Source organism: Bacillus sp. FJAT-29790 (assembly GCF_019039215.1).
Classification (GTDB): domain Bacteria; phylum Bacillota; class Bacilli; order Bacillales; family Cytobacillaceae; genus Cytobacillus.
This window is the reverse complement of the sequence record NZ_JAHNZZ010000001.1, coordinates 2755700-2778888: the sequence shown is the minus strand read 5'-3', so window position 1 is coordinate 2778888 and position 23189 is coordinate 2755700. Positions and strand designations below refer to the sequence as shown.

The window sequence follows — 23189 nt, the reverse complement described above, 5'->3', positions numbered from 1 at the left end:
TATACGTAAAAACAAAGAAATTAACTTATAATAGGAAGAAACGATTATTAAGGAGTCCTTATGGAGTTACTATTATTTTTTCTTTTGGGCGGAATTATTAGTGTCATGTCGGGCTTTTTCGGGATTGGCGGAGGTTTCCTTTTAACGCCGATTCTTATGTTAATTGGATATTCTCCGCTTGAAGCGATTACGACGAGTCTGTTATTTACGATCGGTACGTCATTATCGGGAATTACGGCACATATCCGGTTAAAGAATGTTCTTTGGAAAGAGGGGCTAATACTTGGTTTAAGCGGAATGGCAGCTACCCAACTGGCCCGTCCTTTTGTTCTCTTTTTAGGAAGTAAAGGATGGGATGAGTGGGCCATCCCCTTATTCTATATGATTCTGCTTTCTTATTTTGCGATAACCATGCTAAGGCAAGGGAAAGGGAGGCATGAAGAACGTGCTTCCATTGTTTCAACATCAATTATAAAAATGATCCTCATAGGCTTGTTTGCCGGGATGGTTTCAACAACGCTAGGGGTTGGCGGCGGTTTTATTATGGTTCCACTTTCGATCGCCTTTTTAGGAATCCAGCCTAAAAAAGCCGTAGGCACAAGCTTGTTCGCGATATTGCTTATTGTATCTGTTGGTTTTCTCTCATATGCTTTTACGATCTCAATCGATTACAGAATCGGCCTGTTGTTAGTGGCAGGAGGGCTAATCGGTTCTCAGTTTGGGGCAAGGCTGACTGGCCTTTATGAAAACAAAGAAATTAGTTTTCTCTTGTCTGGACTTTACATTGCAACCTTGCTAAGTGTAGGACTGAAACTAGCAGGCTTAAGCTTCGTCGGGCTATTTCTTCTAGCCGCCTTTATTGTCTTATTTTTCACAAGAACCTTTATAAAAATCAAGGCGGGAAAAATCCAATCAACAGGTAGTTAAGGGAAAGGAGAGAGCGGATTGCTCTCTCCTTTAGTCCAAGAATCAGTTATATGTCTTTTTTTTCAACATATTTTGATTCGGAAGCAAACATAAAAGTTTTATGGTGATACCTGATACTGAATATTAACCCCATCGCAAGCATATTTCCCATAAGAGAGCTGCCTCCGTAGCTAATAAAAGGCAGCGGGATGCCTGTAATCGGCAATACTTGAATGGTCATGCCGATATTCTGAAATACGTGAAAGGTGATCATGCTGATGACCCCGACACAAATATAAGTACTAAAGGGATCCTTCGTATCAAGGGCTGTTTTCGTTAAATGATAGATTAAGAGAAAAAATAAACTGATTACAATACTTCCGCCTAAAAATCCATACTCTTCACCGATCACACTAAAAATAAAGTCTGTGTGGCTGTCAGGAATATATACTTGTCTTTCATAAAATCCTTTCCCCGTTATTAGTCCTGATCCAATGGCTTGCAATGATTTAACAAGCTGCAACCCTGACTCCTGTTTATGGCTTTGTGGATCAAGCCATGAATAAATTCGGTTGAATTGGTACGTCTTCACTTTAAAAAGTTTCTCTAAAATATCTGGTGCCCAAATAACGAAGTAAAGAACAGCTCCCGCAAAAGCTCCTCCTAGTCCATAAATAGGAAGGATGATTTTCCACGAAATCCCTGATGCCAAAATAATTCCAGTCACGATGGCAATAATCACAAGGGCTGTCCCTAAGTCCTCGACGATAATTAGCCCTAAAGGAACTACGGTAGTTATTCCAATTTTAAATAAAAGAAAAACATCTGTTTTTATCGTTTTTTGTACAAATTTTTCGTAATGATCAGCAATTACTTTACTGAGGGCGATGATTAGGAAGACCTTTACAAATTCTGATGGCTGGATGGAAAAGCCTACCTTTGGAATAACGTACCAAAGTGTGGCTCCTTTTCGTTCTGGTGCAATGCTGTCGGGTGCGATAAACAGCCCAATTAGCAGCAGAATTCCAAATCCATATAACAACCAAGTTAGCTTTTTAATTTGTTCACTATCGAAATACATAACTATCGCAATAATGACAATTCCAACCACATAATTTACTATTTGTTTCAGCACGAAGTTACCGGCGTATTGCTCGGACGACTGTCCGCTGTATATGGCGATGCAACTGATAAGAAAAAATAAACATAAGAGCAAGCATAATGTCCAATCAAAACGATCGGAGACTTTTATAGGCTTATTCATTTTATTTACACCTTTTCCATTCGATTCCTTTTTATCGTAACAAAGAAAAATTACCCTTTCAATGAATTTTTTCATTTACTTACTCTATATGACGATTAGGGGAGTGAATTGGTTTCTAAAAGAAAAAAACACGGATAAAAAATCCGTGCGCTACATTAAATGATTAATAAACATGGTAGCAATGCCAAAATACGTGATCAGTGAAAAGATATCATTCAATGTCGTAATAAGTGGACCCGATGCAACGGCAGGATCGACATTAAATCGGTATAAAATAAGTGGAATAATCGTCCCAGCTAGCGTTCCGATGATTAGAGTAAGAAAAAGGGAACTTCCAACGACTAAACCTAAAATGGCACTTCCCTGCCAGAAAAAGGCGATAAGTGTAATCAAGATTCCGCAAGTAACGCCAATAATTAGACTTACACCGAATTCCCTCATAATAAGCCGGAAAACAACACCTTTATCAATATCATAAGAAACGAGCCCCCGAACGACGACGGCAAGGGACTGTGTACCTGTATTCCCAGTCATTCCTGCGATCATCGGCATAAAAAAGGCAAGCGCAACGACTTTTTCCAGTGTTTGTTCGAATCCACTAATAATACTTCCTGAGATAAGACCAATGAATAAGAGCAAAATCAGCCAAGGGAGCCTGCGATAGGCAGCGATAATAGCCTTCGTATCAAAATCAATCGACTTACCAGAAGCGGAAAGCTTTTCAATATCTTCATTTGCTTCCTGGATGACAACGTCAATGATGTCATCAACCGTAGCGATTCCCATTAGCACGTTATCTTCACTGACGATAGGGATAGCAAGAAAGTCATATCTTTCAACAAGAGTGGCGACTTCTTCCTGGTCGGTCGTCACAGTAACGGAAATGACCCGTTCATACATGATATTTTGAATCAGTTCATCGGGCTCTGCGATTAGCAAGTCACGATAGGAAACGACCCCAACAAGCTTCCGATCCTGATCAATTACATATAAGTAATTAATGGTTTCGGCAAATTCAGCAAATGTTTTCAGCTTTCCAACCGCATCCTTCACAGTATAGTAATCCCGTATCCATACGAATCGATTTGTCATCAATCTACCGGCTGATTCAGGCGGGTATTTCATGATGTCCTGGACAATTTGCGATTCGCTCTTCTTCATTCCGGATAGAAGAGAAGCTATTTTATTAGGGGATAAATCATCTAAAAGAGATGCCAAGTCATCATTGTCCATTAAATCGAGGACTTTTCCTGTTTTTTCAATCCCGAGTTTATTTAATACTTCTAGCTGTTTTTCCTTGTTAAGCTCTTCGATTAATTCTGCAAGCTGATCGAAACTTAAATAAAGTAAAAAGCGTGTTTTATGCTTTTCCGGCAGGTTTTCATAAATTTGTGCAATATCATAGGGCTGCAATTCGTCGATAATCGTTTCAAATTCTTTTTTCTTATTTTCTTTTAATACTTTAATGATGTGAAGAGTGATTTGGTTTTCCGTCATGTTTTGAATCAAACTTCTCACGCTCCTTCCGCCGGCTGTTTACTTAGGCTCTTTTCGTAAAGTTTGTTGTTCTTATAATGTAATTTTTATTTAATAATCTGAGTTGATTGGAGCGGAGGGCACTTGACTCCTCGAAAATGCTATCGCTTTTCCTTCGTGCGTGGGCAGATTCAAGGATGTAAATTCAGTATCCAGCGGGAGATAGAGGGAACGGGAGACCCCACAGGCGGTAACGCCGAGGAGGCTCCCGTCCCTCCCCGCGGAAAGCAAGTGCCCGCAGCGGAAATCAACGGGCAAAATCTCAAGGCTAAAAACAACAATAAAACAGTATTTATTTATTATTCCATGATCATTATAGAAAATTTTGCTTCAGATTGAAACGACGTTAAGGTTAAAAAGGTGATAAAAATGAAATTATAATGAATAATGCCACAAATTCCAGGGGATTTTTGTATAATTGCTTTTATAGGGTAAAATTAGAAAGAAATATTAAAAATATAAATAACTGAAAATATGCTCTCTTTTTGCTAAAATAAAGTTGTATCGTTTAGGAAAGCTGAACCCGTTCGTCATAAAAAGCGCACGAAGCTTTTCTTATTATGTTCGGAGGTTTCACTATTGAAAAAAAGGAACCATGGTATTCGTGATCTCATTTACATACATCTAAATGAACAAGATCAATTTGTCATCACATACGGAATTGAATTTGCCGAGTTTGCGGCGTGCTTGTCCGATTCGCTTAACAATCTTCTTTTGTTAAAGCATCGATTTGATCATGGTGATTTTAATATGCACACATCACTCGAATATGTGTCAAGAGACAAACTGAACAAGCTTATGGAAGATGATGTATATGGGTATGGAAATTTCTGTTGGATTGATTTTGAAGAGGAAGAATTATTAAATGAGCTCCCAGGTCAGACAATTGCTGAACTTCTTTATCTCGGTCATTTGAAAGACCATTTGAAGCTCCCTTTTTATAATTATCTAAGCAACCGGTATGTATACTTAGCTCATGATGATGGTTGGTTTAATAAGACTTATTACCGTGATTTTCATGATTTTTACAGGGTGCTTGGGGAGACTATCCCGCGTAAAATGGGGCTGATCAAGGTTGAGAAATCCTTGCTTGGGATAAAGAAAACAAGAACATATCCTCCTATTTCAAAGGATATCTTTTATGCATTAAAACCATTGATGAAAGAAGGTGTTCTTCTTTCAATTAAGGACTATGAACAAAATCGGGCAAAAATTGAAATGCCAATTTGGGCAATTGGCGATTTTGATGATATGGACGATATGTATAATGAATATGAAAATATCATTAAGGAACCTTGTGATGCAAAGCTCGTCTTTGATAAAAAGTCAAAGGAATGGAATATATACGGCCGGTAAATCGGGCATTTTCCATTTTATCGGCGACATTTTGGAAATATCAGCGACTTTAGCCAGTATCTCGGCAACTTTTCGAATATCCTTCAATTTGTATTCAAAATAATAGTGTATAATCGAAATTAGCGGAAATTTAACTTTATTCAGCAGAAGTCTGCACTTCTATAATGGCGTGATGAATGCAAATAGGTACCAATTCAATGGGGGTTCAAACACGGCTGAATAAAGTTAAGCCTCCGGCAGATGCCTCAGATTTTTTAAAGGAATTTATCGAGCAAGCTCGATAAAAATCTGGGCGCAAATACGCCAAGGCGAATTTGATTACATATGTAAGAGAATGGGTGTCTTCCATAAAAGAAAAAGATAAGAATGTTTATTCATTTCTTTTGAAGACTTAAAAGGGAAGTTGGTGTAATTCCAACGCGGTCCCGCCACTGTAAATGGGAGCTCACTGCAATGACCACTGTACAATCATGTATGGGAAGGGGCAGAAAGCGATGACCATGAGCCAGGAGACCTGCCTGATTCTTGCGCACCAACAACCTACGAGGATAGGGGGTGTTTGAAAAGGGTTATTTAAAGTATGCCTATTCGAACATCTCCATATTAATTGTGGGGATGTTTTTTTGTTTTTATATTTTCTTAAGTAAGGCGCTAGCGCTTTTCTGAATCTCAGGAGGAATGACGGATGAAAAAGCTTTATTCTTTATTATTTACCCTTTTACTAACTGCTGGAGTACTGGCAGGCTGCGGTACAAGTACTGAAAAACCGAAGGAAAGTACTGGTGAGAAAACAGAATCCGTCCAGAAGGATGAGTCCGCTTTTCCTGTTACAATCAAAGATGCTCTTGATAATGAAGTTGTCATTGATGCAAAGCCTGAAAGAATTGTATCTCTGATTCCAAGCAATACAGAAATTGCATTTGGTTTAGGATTGAGTAAACAAGTCGTCGGTGTTTCAGATTATGACAATTATCCAGCAGAAGCGAATGAAAAAGAAAAGATTGGCGGGATGGATTTCAATGTAGAGAAAATTCTTTCATTAAGTCCAGATCTTGTACTCGCTCATGCGTCATATGCTGAAGGTTCCAAAGACGCTCTTCAGCAGTTAAGGGATTCCGGAATTACTGTCTTTGTTGTAAACAATGCAACAAACTTCGATCAGGTATTTGATTCAATTGGAATAATTGGGAAAATAACTGGGGAAAAAGAAAAAGCGGATGAGATTATATCTGACATGAAAGAAAATCTTGAAGAAATAATCGCAAAAGCAAAGGAAATAAAAGAAGAAGACCGGAAATCTGTTTTTATTGAAGTGTCTCCTGCTCCAGAAATTTATGCAGCAGGAAAGAATACTTTCATGGATGAAATTCTTCATTTGATCCATGCTGAAAATGTGGTTACGGAAGAGAATTGGCCAAAAATTGATCCAGAGGCCATCATTGAAAAAAATCCGGATGTAATCATCACAACTCATGGATACTATACGGAAGACCCTATTGGACAAGTATTAAGCAGGGAAGGATGGCAGGATGTCGCGGCGGTAAAAAATAAGAGAGTAGTGGATATAGATTCTGAAAGGATTAACCGCACAGGACCGAGGCTTGTTGAAGGAGTAGAGGACCTTGCAAAAGCGATTTACCCGGAAACATTTAAATAATAAAATTTTTGCCTATTGGACAGCTGTATGTTTTCTTATTGTGGCGATATTGTTAGGAATTTCAATTGGAACAGTTTCTGTACCGGCTATAACGATTATTAAAATAATAGGTGCTGAAATCTTCATGTCACCTTCAGAAGGCATTGATCCAATGTACTCGAATATCGTCATGAATATTCGGCTGCCAAGAGTTATTTTAGCAGGCTTGGTTGGGGCGTCTCTCGCAATAGCGGGAGCCGCCTTTCAAGGTTTATTGAGAAACCCGCTTGCAGATCCATATACACTTGGCGTTTCTTCCGGTGCCTCCGTGGGTGCCGTACTAACACTGTTCTTCAGCATTTCCATTCCAATGGCGGGTATGTTTACTTTGCCATTATTGAGTATTTTGTTTTCATTCCTTACCATTTTTTTAGTTATGATATTCGCCCGTAACATTGAACGCTCCATGAAAGTAGAAACAATTATTTTAACGGGGATTATTTTCAGTTCCTTTTTAGGTGCACTTATTTCGCTTATGATTGCGCTAACGGGAGAGGAATTACGGCAAATTATCGGCTGGTTGCTTGGCAGTGTTTCCATGCGGGGCTGGGCCTATATTAAAATTATCATGCCTTTTTTTATTATCGGCTCCATCATTCTTTTTGCAAATAGCCATGAATTAAATGCGATGTCTTTCGGTGAAGAAAGAGCTCAGCATATAGGCGTAAATGTCCAAAAAAGGAAGATGCTAATCTTAATTGCCGGCTCCATTTTGACTGGTGCGGCGGTGGCTGTTTCAGGAACGATTGGGTTCGTCGGGCTCGTTATCCCTCATTTAACGAGGCTATTATGGGGGCCAGACCATAAGCATTTATTGCCGCTTTCGATTTTTATAGGTGCTGGATTCCTAATACTAGCAGATCTTGTCGCCCGAACAATTATCTCTCCAACCGAGCTTCCAATCGGCGTGATTACGGCTCTCATTGGGGCACCGGTGTTTGCGATAATCTTAATGAATAGACGAACGGAAAGAAGGGGATAAACGATGCTTAGCATTCAACAACTAACAGGCGGATATTCGGAATCCCCGATATTGAAGAATCTTACATTTGACGTGAAAAACGGCGAATTGTTCGGGATTTTAGGGCCGAATGGGAGCGGGAAAACAACATTGCTGATGATGCTAAGTGGGATACTGCCATTTGACCAAGGAACGATCAAATTGAAAGGGAAGCCCCTACAGGATTATTCGGTAAAGGAATTGGCTAGGATCATTGCTGTGCTTCCCCAGCATACAACTCAGGCGTTCTCCTATACGGTTAAAGAAACGGTTTCGCTTGGAAGGTATGCACATCAGAAGGGCTGGTTTCAATCCTGGTCCCAAAAAGATGAGAGCATCATCCAGCAAGTAATGGAACAGACAGGTATTTTTCATTTCGAAAACAACTATATACATGAATTATCAGGTGGAGAGCGACAGCGAGTTTTCTTAGCTCAGGCACTTGCACAGGAACCAGAAATTTTACTGCTAGATGAGCCGACTAACCATTTGGATCTTTCCTTTCAAAAGGATTTACTTGATCTTTTAAAAACATGGACAAAGGAGCGGGGACTGACCGTTATCTCGATCTTCCATGATTTGAATTTGGCTGGGCTATACTGTGACAAACTTCTGCTGTTAGAAAATGGGGAAATTAATATTAATGACACGCCAACTGAAGTTCTTAAGGAAGAAAGGATTCGGGAGGTGTACAATACTAAAATTGAAAAACAGCCACATCCAAAAGTACCAGCCCCACAAATGGTTCTGCTTCCTGAATGTTGTTTAGAAGGAGAAGAGGATTGTTATATTGATGAAACCCTTCTTGAACAATCAGAGAAATATATTGTTCTAAGGTCACCGCTCCCGCTAAGAACGATGTCTTCCGGGGTAGTTGGTTCAGGGACAGGCTGGCATCAAACGTTCGTAAATAGACATGTGGAAAAAGACTATAATTGTAGTGACCATCGGAAGGAAATGGCGGATTATTTAAAAGCACACGGCTTTGAGCCGGAAGGAACAGTTGGGATGATGACAGCTGTAGTGCTTGAGGATGTCAGTTACCGTTTATACAAGGAAGTTGGATTTTCTGTTTTTATTTTAGTAACGGCAGGAGTAGGAAATGCTGTCGATGCAGCTAGAAGCGGAAAACATACGAATCAGCTTGTCCCCGGGAAGATTAACACTTGGATTTTCGTCAACGGAGAGCTGACAGAGGAAGCTTTTATCCAAAGTATTATGACGGCGACGGAGGCGAAGGTGAAAATAATGTTCGATCAAGCAGTCAAGGATTCTGTAACCGGGACGATCGCGACCGGGACTTCCACTGACAGCATTTTGGTGGCGGCCACCCAGCGGGGCGAAAAGCTGGAATACGCTGGAACCATTACCCCCCTTGGAAAAGTGATCGGAAAAGGTGTCTATGAATGTACAGGGGAAGCCATTCAAAAATACAAAAATAGAGTAATGAAATGATTACTTATCACCTTCTTGCCATAACGATAGCATTCGCACTTGATCTGATTATTGGAGATCCTCCGAACTGGCCGCATCCCGTTAGATGGATGGGTTCGTTGATTCATCGGCTTGATAAAAGCTGGAACAGCGGCAGCTTTAAAAAAATAAAAGGTATTTGGATGCTTTTTACTTTATTGTTTGTCGTGACAGGTATTGTTTTTCTTATCATTGGGGTGGGTTATTGGATACATCCAGTGGTCGGTATTTTGATAGAAGGTGTCATTATCTCCACAGCTATCGCACAAAAAAGTCTTAAGGAGGCGGCCCTTTCAGTCTATGAACCACTTGCAAGAGGAGATATGGACGTGGCCCGCCAAAAGCTTTCATATATTGTTGGCAGAGATACTTCAATGTTGGATGAGCCTGAAATCGTCAGGGCTGCGGTTGAAACAGTCGCTGAAAATACGAGTGACGGCATAACAGCTCCCTTATTCTGGGCAATCATTGGCGGAGCGCCACTTGCCCTTGCCTACCGAGCGATTAACACCTGTGATTCAATGGTTGGCTACCGAAATGAGAAATATAAAGACTTTGGATGGGCATCCGCCCGTCTTGATGATGTGGTGAATTGGATTCCGAGCAGGCTAACTTCCTTTTGTATGATGTTGAGCAATCGTTTTGAAAAATTAAGCTGCCGGGAAGCATGGCATATTTTAATGAGAGATGCGAAAAAACATCCAAGCCCTAATAGCGGCTGGGGAGAAGCGGCTGTAGCGGCAATTATGGGTGTCCAACTGGGAGGCGTGAATTATTATAAAGGGATCATTTCTAATCGGGCAAAAATGGGTAACTCGCTTGTTCCATTAGAAAAAGGTCATATCCTTAAAGTAAATAAAATCGTTACAAATACAGTTTTACTATTCATATTACTACTATGGCTAGGAGGAATGCTTATTGACACATGGTTCTAATCCTCAATCTTTGTATGAGTCAATAATCAACCCTATGCCTTGCCAAAGAATTGATTTCTGTGATTAATGGGGGTTTGGGGAATAAGGTGGAAAAATCATCGTTAATCTTTATTACAGGCGGTGTTCGCAGTGGGAAAAGCAGCTTTGCCGAAAAGCGGGCTACTGAAATTGCTTGCGAAACCGGAGGCCATCTTCATTATATTGCTGCAGGCCAACACAGTGATCCCGAGATGAAAGCAAGAATAGCCAAGCATCGACAAGACCGATCAGAAAGTAAGTTTAATTGGAAAACATGGGAACACCCTACTCACTTAACCAAGCTATCAGGGGCTTTTAACGGTAAAGATATTGTTCTGTTGGACTGTTTGACAACTCTATTAAACAATGAATTTTTCCATTCGGATGGAAAGTGGCTGGATCCCGTTTTTCAGGAACAGGTCATGGATTCCATTTTGGAGGGGATTGAACAGATTCAGTGCAGATCCCATGTACTCATTGTCGTCAGCAATGAGATTTTTCATGAACCAATTGGTGATAATGAAATGGTTTTTATTTATGGACGAATGCTAGCCCATCTCCATCAGCAACTAGTAATAAAAGCGAAACAGGCTTATCTCGTTGAGGCAGGCATTCCACTACTGATGAAAGGAGGATGACCATGAAAGGGATAATGATTCAAGGAACAGCTTCGGATGTAGGGAAAAGCCTGATTGCTACAGGTCTTTGCCGTGCGTTTGCAAATGAGGGATACCGGGTTGCTCCTTTTAAATCGCAGAACATGTCAAATTTCACCTATACCATGAAAAATGGGAAAGAAATTGGCAGGGCGCAAGGAATTCAGGCTGAAGCCGCGAAAACGAAAGCGAGCGTTTGGATGAATCCCATATTGCTTAAACCTAGAACTGATGAGCGTTCAGAGGTTGTCTTGCTTGGGAAAGTGACTGAAACATTATCAGGTAAAGGTTACCGGGATTCATTCTATGAAAAAGGATTGGAAACAATCCAAACTGCGCTTGAGACATTAAGCAAGGACTATGACCTCCTTGTGATGGAAGGGGCAGGAAGTCCGGTTGAGATCAATTTAAAAGAAAAAGAGCTTGTGAATATGAAGGTTGCTGAAATGGCTGATGTACCGGTTATTTTGGTAGCTGATATTGATAGGGGCGGCGTATTCGCCAGCATCGTTGGTACGCTAGAGCTACTTACTTATAAAGAAAGAGTAAGAATAAAGGGAATCATTATCAATAAGTTCCGTGGCGATCTTTCTTTATTCGAAAATGGAGTTAAATGGATTGAGGAGAAGACAGGCATTCCAGTGATTGGTGTGCTTCCGTACTTAGAAAACCATATGATTCCTGAAGAAGACTCTTTATCGATGCCAAATGACGCAGGAGTGGAAGTTGACGTCATCCAACCTTCTGATTCCAATGAGTCTGTTGAAGATAATAAAATGGCAGATCAAAAATATAATGAACTAGCCTCTAAATTATTAGCGCATCTCGACTGGGAAAAGTTGAAGGAGATTCCCTTTAATTGGAGAAATGGTTCATGAAATGGATTAAAGGATTATTAATCAATCTTCAATTTTTTACTTCCATTCCCATACCCTTATCTTTGCCAATGGATAAAGAGCATCTTGAAAAAGCAATTAAGACATTTCCGATACTTGGCCTTGTTCAGGGAGGGATTTACGCATTTACCTTGTATGCCATGCTCCATTGGACTCCTTTCTCCGCGCTTACCGCGGCATTTGCAGTTTGGCTAGCTGGCATCATCATAACTGGTGGAATTCATCTTGATGGCTGGATGGATACAAGTGATGCCTTTTTTTCCTATCAAGATCAGGAAAAAAGACTGGAGATCATGACAGATCCGAGGACCGGTGCGTTTGGTGTCATTTCAATTCTTGTCTTGCTCAGCACTCGGTTCCTGTTTATATATGAAATTACGTTATTTGTGAACCCTGCATCCTATCTATTTATAGCCTTTATTCCTTTTTTCAGCAAGATGGTTATGGGTGTACTGTTATTACGAGTAAAAGCAGCTAAAAAAGAAGGACTAGGCTCATTATTTCAACATGCATCCACTCGTAGAACTCTTTTGGTCTATCCTGTTTATGTCGTGCTTCTTCATGTCGTTATAGGATTATTTATGGACCAGGCATTATGGGGTACCACTGCATTTATTCTTGTTTCGATATTCCTCATACTTTTTTTTTCAAAAAAGATAATCAGCTGGTTTGGAGGGATGACTGGAGATGTCCTCGGGGCAGCTGTGGAAGGGACAGAGGTGCTGCTATGGATGACACTGTGGCTATTGCATTATTTCGTCATGGGCTGACAGAGGATAATAAGCGCCATGCTTATCTTGGGTGGACCGATTCACCCCTTTGCCTGATAGAAAAGGAAAAAATGCAAGCAAACGATAACGAGTACGAACTCTTTTTTTCAAGTGATTTGAACAGATGCCTTGAAACAATGGAAATCATGTTTCAAGCTTGTAACCCGCTAATTCTAAGTGAATTAAGAGAATTGAACTTCGGCCAATGGGAAAAAAAGACTTATGGAGAATTAAAACATGATCCAGAATACCAGAAATGGTTGGGGAGCCCATTCACTGTCAAACCTCCAGAGGGTGAATCCTTTTTTGAATTTTCTACTAGGGTACAGGCCGGATGGGAAAAAGCAATCAAGAAAATCATCGATTCAAACGTCCGAAAGGCTGCGATTATGACACATGGCGGGGTCATCCGGCATTTATTAACAAAATATGCACCTGAAGCAAAAGATTTCTGGGAGTGGAAAATTCCGCATGGCAATGGCTATGAACTTATTTGGTCATTAGAAGTTCTGAGGGAGGGAGAACGATGCACTTTGTTACAGGAGGTGCCTTTAACGGCAAAACTAAATGGGTAAGGGAAACCTATCAGTTGAAGGAAACGCCCCACTTGTGGTTCTCTGCTTATAAAGGAAATCACATCCCTGACTGTCTGAGTGAATACAATGGGAGTAGGATTTTGATTCTAGAAGGCATCGAAATTTGGCTAAAGGATTGGGCTAATCATTTAGATGTCCACGAAATACGGGAGAGATGGCGCAAGCTGTTGCAAACATGGCTGGAGTGGGAAAAAGAAGGTCATCAAAGAAAAATTATTTTAATAGGAACGGATATCACGAAAGGAATTGTTCCTATGCTTGCAGAAGAACGTAAATGGCGGGATGTAACAGGATGGGTCTATCAGGATGCAGCTGCAGCAGCAGAGCGGGCAGATCTAATATGGTATGGAATTGGCCAGCAAATAAAGTAAACTGTGTTGAGTTCTTACTAAACCATCGAAAACTTAAGTGAAAAATCTAATCCACATGATTAGAAATGAGGATGACTGAAAGGGTTTGACCTCACTCACATAAGGGGGTTCATGAGTCTAAAAAACTCCCCAAAAAGGGAAAAACAGGCCTCATAGAGGGTTTTCTGGTGCACTGAATTTCTTTAGCTATAAAGCATGATCTCTTAGGATTGAGCCAATTAAAATGATGATAAAGGGGAAATAAACATGAGAATTTATACGCGTACTGGAGACAAGGGAAAGACAAGTATTATTGGTGGAAGAGTGGAAAAGGATGACGTACGAGTTGAAGCTTATGGAACGATTGACGAAGTGAACTGCTTTGTCGGTCAGGCCATGACACAGCTAGACCCTGCTATTTTTCAAGATGTGCTGGATGATCTAGAAAAAATTCAGCATGAGTTATTTGATTGCGGCGGAGATTTAGCGAATATAATAAAAGGCCGCGAATTGAAGTTAACAAAAGAATCGGTAGATTACCTGGAAAAGAAAATCGATGCCTTTACCGAAGAAGCTCCGAAACTAGAAAGATTTATTTTACCTGGTGGAGCCCCTGCATCCGCATCGATCCATATTGCTCGCACGGTGACAAGAAGAGCTGAAAGGCTGGTTGTCTCCTTAATGAAAGCAGATCCTGAGATTTCTGAAACAGCTCTTCAGTTTATTAATCGCTTGTCAGATTACTTCTTTGCTCTGGCAAGAGTAATTAACTTCCGCTTAAAAAGAAGTGATGTTGAGTATATCCGCAGTGCAAAGGTTTTTCGGGAGGGGAAACGCAAGGATGAAAAATAGAAAGAAGAGTTTGAGTTTGACCTGGATTGGCATGTTAACAGCTTTATCTGTTGTTGGTGCAGCAATTAAAATTCCTGCTATCATCGGCAGTGTTGCTTTAGATGCTTTTCCCGCCCTGCTTGCCTCTGCCCTATTAGGCGGAGCGGCAGGCCCAGTTGTTGCTGGGGTGGGGCATCTAATGTCTGCATTATTAGGGGGAATGCCATTAGGGCCGCTTCATGGACTCATTGCAGTAGAAATGGCTTTCTTAGCTTTTGTTTTTTCCATCCTTTATAGAAGCGGAAAAAGGTGGCAGGCGGGTGCTCTCTTCGTATTGGGAAACACCTTCGCTGCGCCGCTGCCGTTTTTATTTTTGATGAGTAAAGCATTTTATTTGTCGATCGTACCTTCTCTTTTCATCGGTTCCGTTCTAAATACGTTTGTAGCTTTTATCGTCATTCCGAGGTTAGCTCGTATAATGGAGCCAATGCTTTCTAAGGCAAGTACGAACGAATGAGGGATGTATTGATTATTCCCTTTAATCATGAAAAATCCATTGTAGTTGCTAGTGATAATAGCGGAGGGATTGGACTTAAGGAAATGGATGCGGTTCAGGTCCCATATGAAACAGTGGCCTATTATTCTTTTAGAGTGGCTGCCATGGAATGTATGTCTGCAGGAGCACGGCCATTTTCCGTAATCCTACAGAATTTTTGTGGGGACGGGGCATGGCCCGCTCTAATTGCTGGAATTAACAAAGGGCTAGAAGAACTATCTCTTAATGATGCTCAGGTGAATGGAAGTACAGAAAGCAATTTTCCCCTTTTGCAATCGGCGGTTGGGATGACCGTTCTTGGGAAAAAGGAGAACGATAGTCTGATAAATCCGCTTCATTTTTCGAAGCAAATGAAAATTGCCGTAATTGGGGCCCCGCTAGTAGGGCATGAGGTAGTCGAAAGAGAAGTTGAGGTAGCTCCGTTAGCACTGTTTCAGCGAATATGTTCACTGAAAGATGTTATTACCTTACCCGTAGGTTCAAAAGGAATCCTTTATGAGTTGAACCAACTGTTTTCCAATCGAAAGTTTTGTGCCGCTGAAATACAGACAAGCCTAGACATTCATAAATCATCTGGTCCGTCCACTTGTCTTGTAGCCGTTTATCCCCCTGAAATGCAAATCGAAATTAAATCCATGACAGGACGATATTTACATGAAATACATCTAGTCTAACTGACGACATGTTTTTTTTGTGTGTGCGGTTAAGTCATTCATTGTGAAAAGGGTATGATTTCGAGAGAAATCATACCCTTTTTCAGTTTCCTGTTCTGTTATAGAGCATATTCGGTTGTTATTTAGTTTTATTTTCCGTTTTTTATTACCATCGTTTAATTCTATCAATTTCTTAATAATTATAATTGCAACATTGAAAATATATTGACAATTAGGAAAATTGAGGGATATAATATTTTTAAGTTTTGTATTTCTGAATCGAGTTTTATAATATAGAACAAAATTTAGTGTTTTTATATTTTTATAGTCAATCTTTCGTTTATTCTGAAATGTAAGCGTTATTATCGCTTTCGTAATACTTTCCTAGTATTTTTCAGCTGTTTAAATTGTAATAACTTTAGCGGTTCAATGTGAGCTTTTTTTATCCTAATAAAATGTGAGTTTATTTTGGTATTAAGAGAAAATCTCTTACTATAAATTAAATTTAGGGGGAATGTAACAATGAGAAAACTTTCTTTTGCAATTCTTTTCGCTATGATGCTCGGAGTGCTATTCTTAGCCGGGTGTGGCGGAGATCAATCTGCGGGGAGTAAAAGTGTAGCAAAGCCTGTTGAAGATTCTTCAGACAGTGGTAAAAAAAGTGAAGCTAGAAAGCTGCGTGTTAGTATCGGCGTAAATGATAAACACCCTGAATATGAAGCATCAATGAAATTTAAAGAAATAGTAGAAAGTAAAACAGATGATTTTGAAATTGAAGTGTATAGTTCCGGGCAAATTGCAGATGACCGTACAGCAATTGAAATGCTTCAATTCGGAACACTTGAAATAACGATTCCATCGACATCTCCACTTGTTAACTTTATTCCAGAGTATGGTGTCTTTGATCTTCCATTCTCCATTCCAAATGAGCAAGTGGCGGATAAAGTGTTGGATGGACCTTTTGGAACGAAAATGTTAGAAATGGTTGATCAACAAGACCTTGTAGGACTTGCTTGGTGGGAAAATGGATTTAGAAACTTAACGAATGATGTTCGTCCTGTTTCCAGTGTGGATGATTTGAAAGGTATGAAGATTCGTACAATGGAAAATTCCATTCACCTGGATGCATGGAAAGCTCTTGGGGCCAACCCAACTCCTATGGCCTTTACAGAATTGTTTACAGCGCTACAACAAGGCACAGTTGATGGTCAGGAAAACCCATATCCGACTATCTTGCTGAGTAAATATTTTGAAGTCCAGAAACATATCTCTAACACTAATCATGTATATACTCCTTTTATCTTCTTATTTAGTAAAAAAATATGGGACGAACTTTCTGCTGAGCAGCAAGTAATTATTAAAGAAGCTGCTTTAGAAGCAGGTAAATTTAACAGAGAACGTACACGTGAGGTAGCAAAAGAATCCCTTGAAGGCTTAAAAGAGAACATGACATTTACAGAGGTTCCAGAATCAGAGTTTAACAAGTTTAAAGAAAAAGTACAGCCGATTATTGAAAAGTATAAAGGTCAAATTGGCGAGAGTATTGTAGATGAATATTACGCTGAAATTGAGAAAAATAAGTAACAACTAACTAACTTTGCCGGAAGTGTAAAGGCGAGTCAGACTTCCGGCTACTCTTCTATTCTAGAGGAAATAGAAAACGAATTTAATTGAAGCTATTTAATAGGTTAATTGAAAATACAGAGAAATACATTTTTCTTTTATAACCAGCATAAAATAGTTAAGGAATTTCTGAATGAAAAAATGATAGAGTTCGATAAGGGACAAAAAGCCCAATAAACAAAATCTATCAATATTTCAAAACTGAATTTTACAGTATAAAACAAAATGCTTATCAAGTGAATAACTGCTGTTTTATTGTTCATTTATTTGTTCTCGTATCACTGATTCTATTTTTTCTAGGTGTTTATCTTCTTTCACTTAAATGAACTCGGTATATTTCAATTAGAAGGGGGGAAATCCATGGATATTATTAATCAGCTATTAAAGGACATTCCCATTCCAAAAATGGTCAAAATAAAACAAAAATTCAATGCTCCAGAATTATTAGATGTAGGAGCAGAAGTAAGGAAAACATTGAATGAAACGAAGGTGCTAGAAAGAATAGCATCAGGTGACAGAGTAGCAATCGCGGTCGGCAGCCGTGGCGTGGCAGATATCCCGGTACTAGTAAGAGAAACAGTCCTAGCTATTAAAAGCGTAGGAGGGAAACCTTTTATTGTACCAGCAATGGGGAGCCATGGAGGAGCCAAAGCAGATGGACAACGTGATGTCCTTAAACAACTAGGAGTCACGGAGGAAGCTGTCGAGGCTCCAATTATATCTTCAATGGAAGTAGTAAAGATAGGGGAATTACCGAATGGGTTGCCAGTTTATTTTGATAAGCAAGCATATGAAGCCGATAAAGTGGTCGTCATTAATAGGGTAAAACCTCATACAGCCTTTCGAGGTCCTGTCGAGAGCGGATTAATGAAAATGATTACGATTGGTCTAGGGAAGCAAAAGGGTGCGGAAGCTGCTCATGCTTACAGCTTTAAGTATATGGCTGAGCATATTATTGCTATGGCCAGGATGGCTATTGAAAAAACGCCGCTAATATTTGGACTTGCCACAATTGAAAATGCTTATGACCGACCTGCCAAGGTGATTGCAGTTCCGATTGAAGAAGTAGAAAAAAAGGAATCTGATTTGTTGAAAGATGCTAAATCATTAATGCCGAAAATTCCTTTTGATTCAATAGATGTCCTCGTTGTAAATGAGCTTGGAAAAGATATTTCAGGTGACGGAATGGACCCAAATATTACTGGACGATTTGCCACACCATATGCAAGTGGCGGTCCCGAGGTAAAAAGAACTGTTGTATTAGGCTTAACTGAAAAAACAGAAGGTAACGCTAATGGCATTGGTATGGCTGATATGACGACAAAAGCTGTTGCGGATCAAATAATTTGGGAAAAGGGTTATGCAAATGCCCTTACAAGTACAGTAATTGACGTTATTAAATTGCCGATGGTCCTTGAAAATGACGAATTAGCTGTTAAGGCGGCTATAAAAACATGCAATGCTTTTGACTTAACGAAGGCGAGAGTAGTAAGAATAAAAAACACTTTGGATATTGGGGAAATTTGGATTTCTGAGAGCATGGTGGAAGAAGCCAAAAAAAATAAAGATATTCAAATATTATCAGAACCTACGGAATGGATTTTTAATAGATTAATAGGGAGTGTAAATAAATGAATTTGCTCTATCCTCTTATTGAAAATGATGTTAATCCATATCGCGATAACGTTCAAGGCAAAGCGAACGAGCCAATTACAGTCGCGGGGCTTTTAGACAGATCTAAACAAATCTTAGGTTCTACATATGAAGGCGGAAAACCGGATTGGACATTAGAAGAAATTTATATGCGTCTGGAAAGAAATGCTCCGCGTATTGCTATTATTGGCGGCTCATCTGATCATCCGGCTCATATTATGGATTTTCAAACTTCTGCAAGGGCTGCAATTCGCATTTGGCAAAATGGGGGGGTGCCATTTTACTTCTCCACACCCGTAATGTGCGATGGAACAGCACAGAGTAATCAAGGAATGAGCTATTCACTGCAAAGCCGGAACGCAGTGGCAGAAATGGTTGTCAACCAGCTTGAAGCTCATAGCTACCACGGTGCATTTGTTATTCAAGGCTGTGATAAACAGCCATTAGGTGTAGTTAGTGCACTGGCACATATTGATCGCCTGCGACGAAGCCGGGGAGAGGCACCGTTTTTTGCTACTTTTGCGCCTGCCCATGTTCTTCAAGGAGGGACAATACCAGAGGATGTAATAAAAGAGTTAGAAGCACTCGCTAAGAAAGCGGAAGTAAAAGGAGCTACTGACGTCGCAATTGATTTGCGAGATACAATGGCATATATATTGCAATGTTCTTCCAACACAGCATTTCAAGGTGTTTTTGAGCGGGCATATGAGCGAGGTATTTTGACGAAAGAAGAGCATAAGTATTTTGAAATGCGTCTTGCTGTAGCTACATGTGACGGCCAAGGCGGTGTTTGTGCCTTTAATGGTACCGGAAATAGTTCGCGTCATTTAGTTGCGGGGCTTGGTCTCGTTCATCCAGCAGTTGAACTTTTGACTGATCCACCTACCCAGAGACAAATTAATTCAGTGCTTGATAGCTTTGCAACAATGATTAATGATGAAAAATACGGTGTATCTAATATTGTTGCTGCCAATATTAAAAACGCAATTCGTATACACAGCGCATCTGGAGGTTCCACAAACTTAATGATGCATCTAGTGGCAGCTATGCTATATGCAGGGTACGAGTTTAGTTTATGGGATCTGGATAAAATTCATCATTCACATCCTATCCCGGATCTTTTCGACTATAGCTTAACAGAAGGTCGAGATATTTATTCCCTTGCTATGCAATGTTGCAGTGGAACAAGCAGAGGGATGGAAACACTTTTTTACGAATTAATTAATAATGGCGTTCCAATGGACGAGGAAGCACCAACGGTTGCTGCAAAGACATGGAAAGAACGGCTTGCCATCACGAAAAGCTTACAAGCTTTGAATGTAAAAGAGAATCCGATTATTTTATCGAATCCGCGTCGTTCATTCAGTGGGGTCGATGTTCTTAAAGGAAATTTCTTCGAAAGTGCAGTGGTTAAAATTAGCGGAATGCCAACGCCTCAGCTCGATCAATTCGATGATAAACTTGCCTTTGTCCTTTACTTTGAGAACGAAGATGATGCGAATCGCAAATTATTAGATTCGAATCTGTTAACACAGATTCGCGATCAGAGGCTTTTTACTCATGAATCTTTACTAGCTATGATCAAATACAACAAGGAATCGGAATGGGAGCACTTAAAAGGAAAAGGATACGAAGAATTATTTGATGCAATGGCAAGTGATGGGATTTTAAAACTTGCGGTTATCATTGCAGGGCAGGGACCTATTGCATATGGTATGCCAGAGATGTTTACACCGATGCAACATATTAATGCCAGCAGGGTGATGAAAAGAATAGCTACGATTATTAGTGATGGCCGATATTCAGGAGTAACGTATGGAGCGGCTATTGGTCATATGACACCAGAAGCTTACGAAGGCGGAGGTATTGGATTTCTTCAAACGGGTGATGTACTTCATATGCGATTGAGAGGCCGAAGAATCGATTTATTAAATGAGAAAAAATTGTTTGCTGGAGAAATTGTCTATGATTTTTCTGATGAACTAAAGGATGAGCGGCAATTACTTGTTAAAGAAAGAAAACAAAAAATGAAATTACGCCAAAAAAGTGTAGCTGCCAGTAACCGGATGTATGGACATACAGATGCAGCAAACGGAGTTGTTCCATTGGCAGTTCAAGAAGATGCTGTATTGGATTATGAGAAAGATATAGTACTCCATACAAAATCAATCGTATCGAATTAAATAAGCTAAAATATGAATGTGGGTTAATAACAAAAATACCACGACAAGTCAGAGAGGAAGATTAAGATGCCCATTATTCAATCAGTAGACCGTGCATTAAGAATACTAGATTTATTTGATGAACGTGAACGAGAACTATCTATTACAGAAATCAGCAAAAGAATGAATTTGCATAAAAGTACCGTCCACTCTTTATTAAAAACGTTACAATCTCATCAATACATTTCGCAAAAGGAAGAAAGTGGAAAATATATGCTCGGATTAAAACTATTTGAGCGGGGCAATGTCGTCATCGATCATTTAGATTTAAACGTTGTAGCTAGGAAACATTTAGAATGGTTATCTGCAACAACGAATTTGACTGTTCATCTAGTCATATTAGACGGGCAGGAAGGGGTTTATGTTGACAAGGTAAAGGGAAGCGGTGTTACCGTTTTTTATTCACGTATTGGACGTCGCGTACCCATTCATACAAGTGCGGTTGGCAAAGCCCTTATCGCTGCAAAAACAGATAATGAACTTGATCAATTACTTGAAGGATATCACTATACAAGACCCACGCCTAATTCAATCGGTTCAAAGGAACAGCTTTTAAAAGAAATCACAAATGTACGAATCCGTGGGTACGCCCTAGATAATGAAGAAAATGAGCCGGGTATCGTCTGTGTAGCTGTACCTATTAAAGATTATTCTGAAAAAACGATTGCGGCAGTAAGTATCTCTACTCCAGCCGCAAAAAGAGATGAGGAAGCATTGCAACATTATGTGAAGCTGCTTCAAGAATGTACTGGGAAAATCTCTGAAGAACTTGGATATGAATTTGAAAAACACTTAATAAAATGAAGGCTGTGTTAAAGCGCACTGTTGATTTTTGCATTTTGTTGATTGGAGCGGAAGGCGCGAGATCCTCGAGAATGCATTCGCATTTTCTTCGTAAGGTGTTTATTCGAAGATGATTAATCAACGTCCTGCGGGAATAGCGAGTCAAAGGGAGACCCCGCAGGCGCGATAGCGCCGAGGAGGCTCCCGGACCGCCCGCGGAAACGAGCGCCTAGAGCGGAAATCAACAGGCAAGATTCAAAGAGCCAAAATGAAAAATGAGGAGGCATTAGCCATGAGAATTATTCGATATGTGAATGGTCATAATCTAAAACAACTAGCAGCAGTTTCAGTTGACAATATTGTTTTTGATCTGCCATATCCCGATTTTATGTCATTAGTTTACTACGCTCGTGAAAATGGTAAATCAGCGTTACAAGTTGTTTCAGAGGAAGTTAGTAAGAGCAAAAGTGAAAAAAAATTAGAACAGGTAAAGCTTACTACACCAATTGATGCACCGGAAGTATGGGCGGCAGGTGTAACATATGAAAAAAGTAAAGAAGCTCGTAACTATGAAGCTACAAATGGCAAGCTGGACAGCAAAACATTTTACGACAAAGTTTATGATGCTGAGCGTCCTGAAATTTTCATTAAATCAACAGCTGCCAGAACGGTTGGTCCAAACGATCCGGTTTATTTACGCTCTGATTCCAACTGGCAAATTCCGGAGCCGGAACTTGGCCTTGTCATTGATAAAGAAGGAACTGTCCTTGGATATATAGCTGGAAATGATATGAGCTGCCGTGATATTGAGGGGGAAAATCCGCTTTATTTGCCACAGGCAAAAATATGGAAAAATTCATGTTCGATCGGCCCGGCTATTTTACTAAAAGATGCTGTTGAAGATCCGTATGAGTTAAAAATCATTTGCCGTATTTATAGAAACGATGAAAAAGTGTTTGATGGGGAAGCCAAAGTTAAGCAACTAAAACGAACTTTAAATGAATTAGTAGATTACTTGATTAGAGATAACGATATCTTCGATGGCACTGTGTTGATGACAGGCACATGTGTAGTTCCACCAAACGAATTTACTCTTAATGATAATGATGTAATAGAGATAGAAATTCCTGAAATTGGAATTTTGAGGAATCCAGCAAAATCTCAAAATTTGTCGCTAACGAATGCAAATTAAATTAACGAAAGCTGAAATATTAAAACAGCATGACTCTGGAATTTGGAGAATTGGACCAACATTTTAATAAAAGGATGTTTTCGTAAAGTTTGTTGCTTTTATAATGTGATTTTAATTTAATAATCTGAGTTGATTGGAGCGGAGGGCACTTGACTCCTGCGGGAATAGAGGGAAGCGGGAGACCCCGCAGGCGGTAACGCCGAGGAGGCTCCCGTCGCTCCCCG

22 protein-coding genes and 1 riboswitch are annotated in these 23189 nt (G+C 39.9%); of the genes, 20 read left to right on the top strand and 2 right to left on the bottom strand.

Annotation, left to right across the window (positions count from 1 at the left end; genetic code table 11):
* The first annotated feature begins 60 nt into the window (after positions 1-60).
* A complete protein-coding gene (locus BGM26_RS13110; protein ID WP_217040238.1) occupies positions 61-927 on the top strand; it encodes a sulfite exporter TauE/SafE family protein in 867 nt (288 codons plus the stop codon).
* Between the two features lie 46 nt (positions 928-973).
* On the opposite strand, the gene BGM26_RS13105 is transcribed toward BGM26_RS13110, so the two are convergent.
* On the bottom strand, positions 974-2170 hold the full coding sequence (locus BGM26_RS13105) for an FtsW/RodA/SpoVE family cell cycle protein (RefSeq protein ID WP_217040237.1): 1197 nt from the start codon (positions 2168-2170) through the stop codon (positions 974-976).
* 150 nt (positions 2171-2320) lie between these two features.
* On the bottom strand, positions 2321-3679 hold the full coding sequence (mgtE, locus tag BGM26_RS13100; RefSeq protein ID WP_217040236.1) for a magnesium transporter: 1359 nt from the start codon (positions 3677-3679) through the stop codon (positions 2321-2323).
* A 111-nt stretch (positions 3680-3790) separates the two neighbouring features.
* Here mgtE and BGM26_RS13095 point away from each other — a divergent pair, with 111 nt between their 5' ends.
* The 19 genes from BGM26_RS13095 (at position 3791) to BGM26_RS13005 (ending at position 22965) form a co-directional block, all read left to right on the top strand.
* Positions 3791-4045: a hypothetical protein gene (locus tag BGM26_RS13095; RefSeq protein WP_217040235.1), complete on the top strand. Its 255-nt coding sequence runs from the start codon at positions 3791-3793 to the stop codon at positions 4043-4045.
* Positions 4046-4285: 240 nt separating this feature from the next.
* Positions 4286-5062 (top strand): hypothetical protein, encoded by a 777-nt coding sequence (locus BGM26_RS13090; protein WP_217040234.1) that lies wholly within the window; start codon positions 4286-4288, stop codon positions 5060-5062.
* Positions 5063-5411: 349 nt separating this feature from the next.
* Positions 5412-5598, top strand: a riboswitch (cobalamin riboswitch).
* A 149-nt stretch (positions 5599-5747) separates the two neighbouring features.
* Complete coding sequence (locus BGM26_RS13085; protein WP_217040233.1) at positions 5748-6719, top strand: ABC transporter substrate-binding protein; 972 nt, start codon at positions 5748-5750, stop codon at positions 6717-6719.
* Entirely contained in the window at positions 6685-7740 is a 1056-nt protein-coding gene (locus BGM26_RS13080; RefSeq protein WP_217040232.1) for a FecCD family ABC transporter permease, read from the top strand. The genes BGM26_RS13085 and BGM26_RS13080 overlap by 35 nt, the downstream gene beginning before the upstream one ends.
* Before the next feature lie 3 nt (positions 7741-7743).
* Complete coding sequence (locus tag BGM26_RS13075) at positions 7744-9213, top strand: adenosylcobinamide amidohydrolase (protein ID WP_217040231.1); 1470 nt, start codon at positions 7744-7746, stop codon at positions 9211-9213.
* Positions 9210-10166 carry an adenosylcobinamide-phosphate synthase CbiB gene (cbiB, locus tag BGM26_RS13070; protein ID WP_217040230.1) on the top strand — a complete coding sequence of 319 codons (957 nt, stop codon included), beginning with the start codon at positions 9210-9212 and terminating at the stop codon, positions 10164-10166. Before BGM26_RS13075 ends, cbiB begins: the two co-directional genes overlap by 4 nt.
* Before the next feature lie 86 nt (positions 10167-10252).
* Complete coding sequence (locus BGM26_RS13065) at positions 10253-10822, top strand: bifunctional adenosylcobinamide kinase/adenosylcobinamide-phosphate guanylyltransferase (RefSeq protein WP_217040229.1); 570 nt, start codon at positions 10253-10255, stop codon at positions 10820-10822.
* A gap of 2 nt (positions 10823-10824) precedes the next feature.
* Positions 10825-11718 (top strand): cobyric acid synthase, encoded by an 894-nt coding sequence (locus BGM26_RS13060; RefSeq protein WP_217040228.1) that lies wholly within the window; start codon positions 10825-10827, stop codon positions 11716-11718.
* Positions 11715-12506 carry an adenosylcobinamide-GDP ribazoletransferase gene (cobS, locus tag BGM26_RS13055; protein ID WP_217040227.1) on the top strand — a complete coding sequence of 264 codons (792 nt, stop codon included), beginning with the start codon at positions 11715-11717 and terminating at the stop codon, positions 12504-12506. Before BGM26_RS13060 ends, cobS begins: the two co-directional genes overlap by 4 nt.
* Entirely contained in the window at positions 12464-13081 is a 618-nt protein-coding gene (locus BGM26_RS13050) for a histidine phosphatase family protein (protein ID WP_217040226.1), read from the top strand. The genes cobS and BGM26_RS13050 overlap by 43 nt, the downstream gene beginning before the upstream one ends.
* On the top strand, positions 13033-13473 hold the full coding sequence (locus BGM26_RS13045) for a bifunctional adenosylcobinamide kinase/adenosylcobinamide-phosphate guanylyltransferase (protein WP_217040225.1): 441 nt from the start codon (positions 13033-13035) through the stop codon (positions 13471-13473). Before BGM26_RS13050 ends, BGM26_RS13045 begins: the two co-directional genes overlap by 49 nt.
* Before the next feature lie 246 nt (positions 13474-13719).
* Positions 13720-14304, top strand: coding sequence for a cob(I)yrinic acid a,c-diamide adenosyltransferase (locus BGM26_RS13040; RefSeq protein ID WP_217040224.1), 585 nt, complete (start codon positions 13720-13722; stop codon positions 14302-14304).
* Positions 14294-14800: an ECF transporter S component gene (locus BGM26_RS13035; RefSeq protein ID WP_217040223.1), complete on the top strand. Its 507-nt coding sequence runs from the start codon at positions 14294-14296 to the stop codon at positions 14798-14800. Before BGM26_RS13040 ends, BGM26_RS13035 begins: the two co-directional genes overlap by 11 nt.
* Before the next feature lie 8 nt (positions 14801-14808).
* Positions 14809-15513 carry an ATP-binding protein gene (locus BGM26_RS13030; protein WP_367949308.1) on the top strand — a complete coding sequence of 235 codons (705 nt, stop codon included), beginning with the start codon at positions 14809-14811 and terminating at the stop codon, positions 15511-15513.
* A 501-nt stretch (positions 15514-16014) separates the two neighbouring features.
* Positions 16015-17076, top strand: a complete 1062-nt coding sequence (locus tag BGM26_RS13025) for a TRAP transporter substrate-binding protein (RefSeq protein ID WP_217040221.1) — start codon at positions 16015-16017, stop codon at positions 17074-17076.
* Positions 17077-17475: 399 nt separating this feature from the next.
* Positions 17476-18750 (top strand): nickel pincer cofactor-dependent isomerase, group 22, encoded by a 1275-nt coding sequence (locus BGM26_RS13020; RefSeq protein ID WP_217040220.1) that lies wholly within the window; start codon positions 17476-17478, stop codon positions 18748-18750.
* A complete protein-coding gene (locus BGM26_RS13015) occupies positions 18747-20951 on the top strand; it encodes a dihydroxy-acid dehydratase domain-containing protein (RefSeq protein ID WP_217040219.1) in 2205 nt (734 codons plus the stop codon). The genes BGM26_RS13020 and BGM26_RS13015 overlap by 4 nt, the downstream gene beginning before the upstream one ends.
* A gap of 66 nt (positions 20952-21017) precedes the next feature.
* Entirely contained in the window at positions 21018-21794 is a 777-nt protein-coding gene (locus tag BGM26_RS13010) for an IclR family transcriptional regulator (protein ID WP_217040218.1), read from the top strand.
* A gap of 271 nt (positions 21795-22065) precedes the next feature.
* The gene (locus tag BGM26_RS13005; protein WP_217040217.1) at positions 22066-22965 is read left to right on the top strand and encodes a fumarylacetoacetate hydrolase family protein; all 900 of its coding nucleotides are present in this window, start codon (positions 22066-22068) and stop codon (positions 22963-22965) included.
* Positions 22966-23189 lie beyond the last annotated feature (224 nt).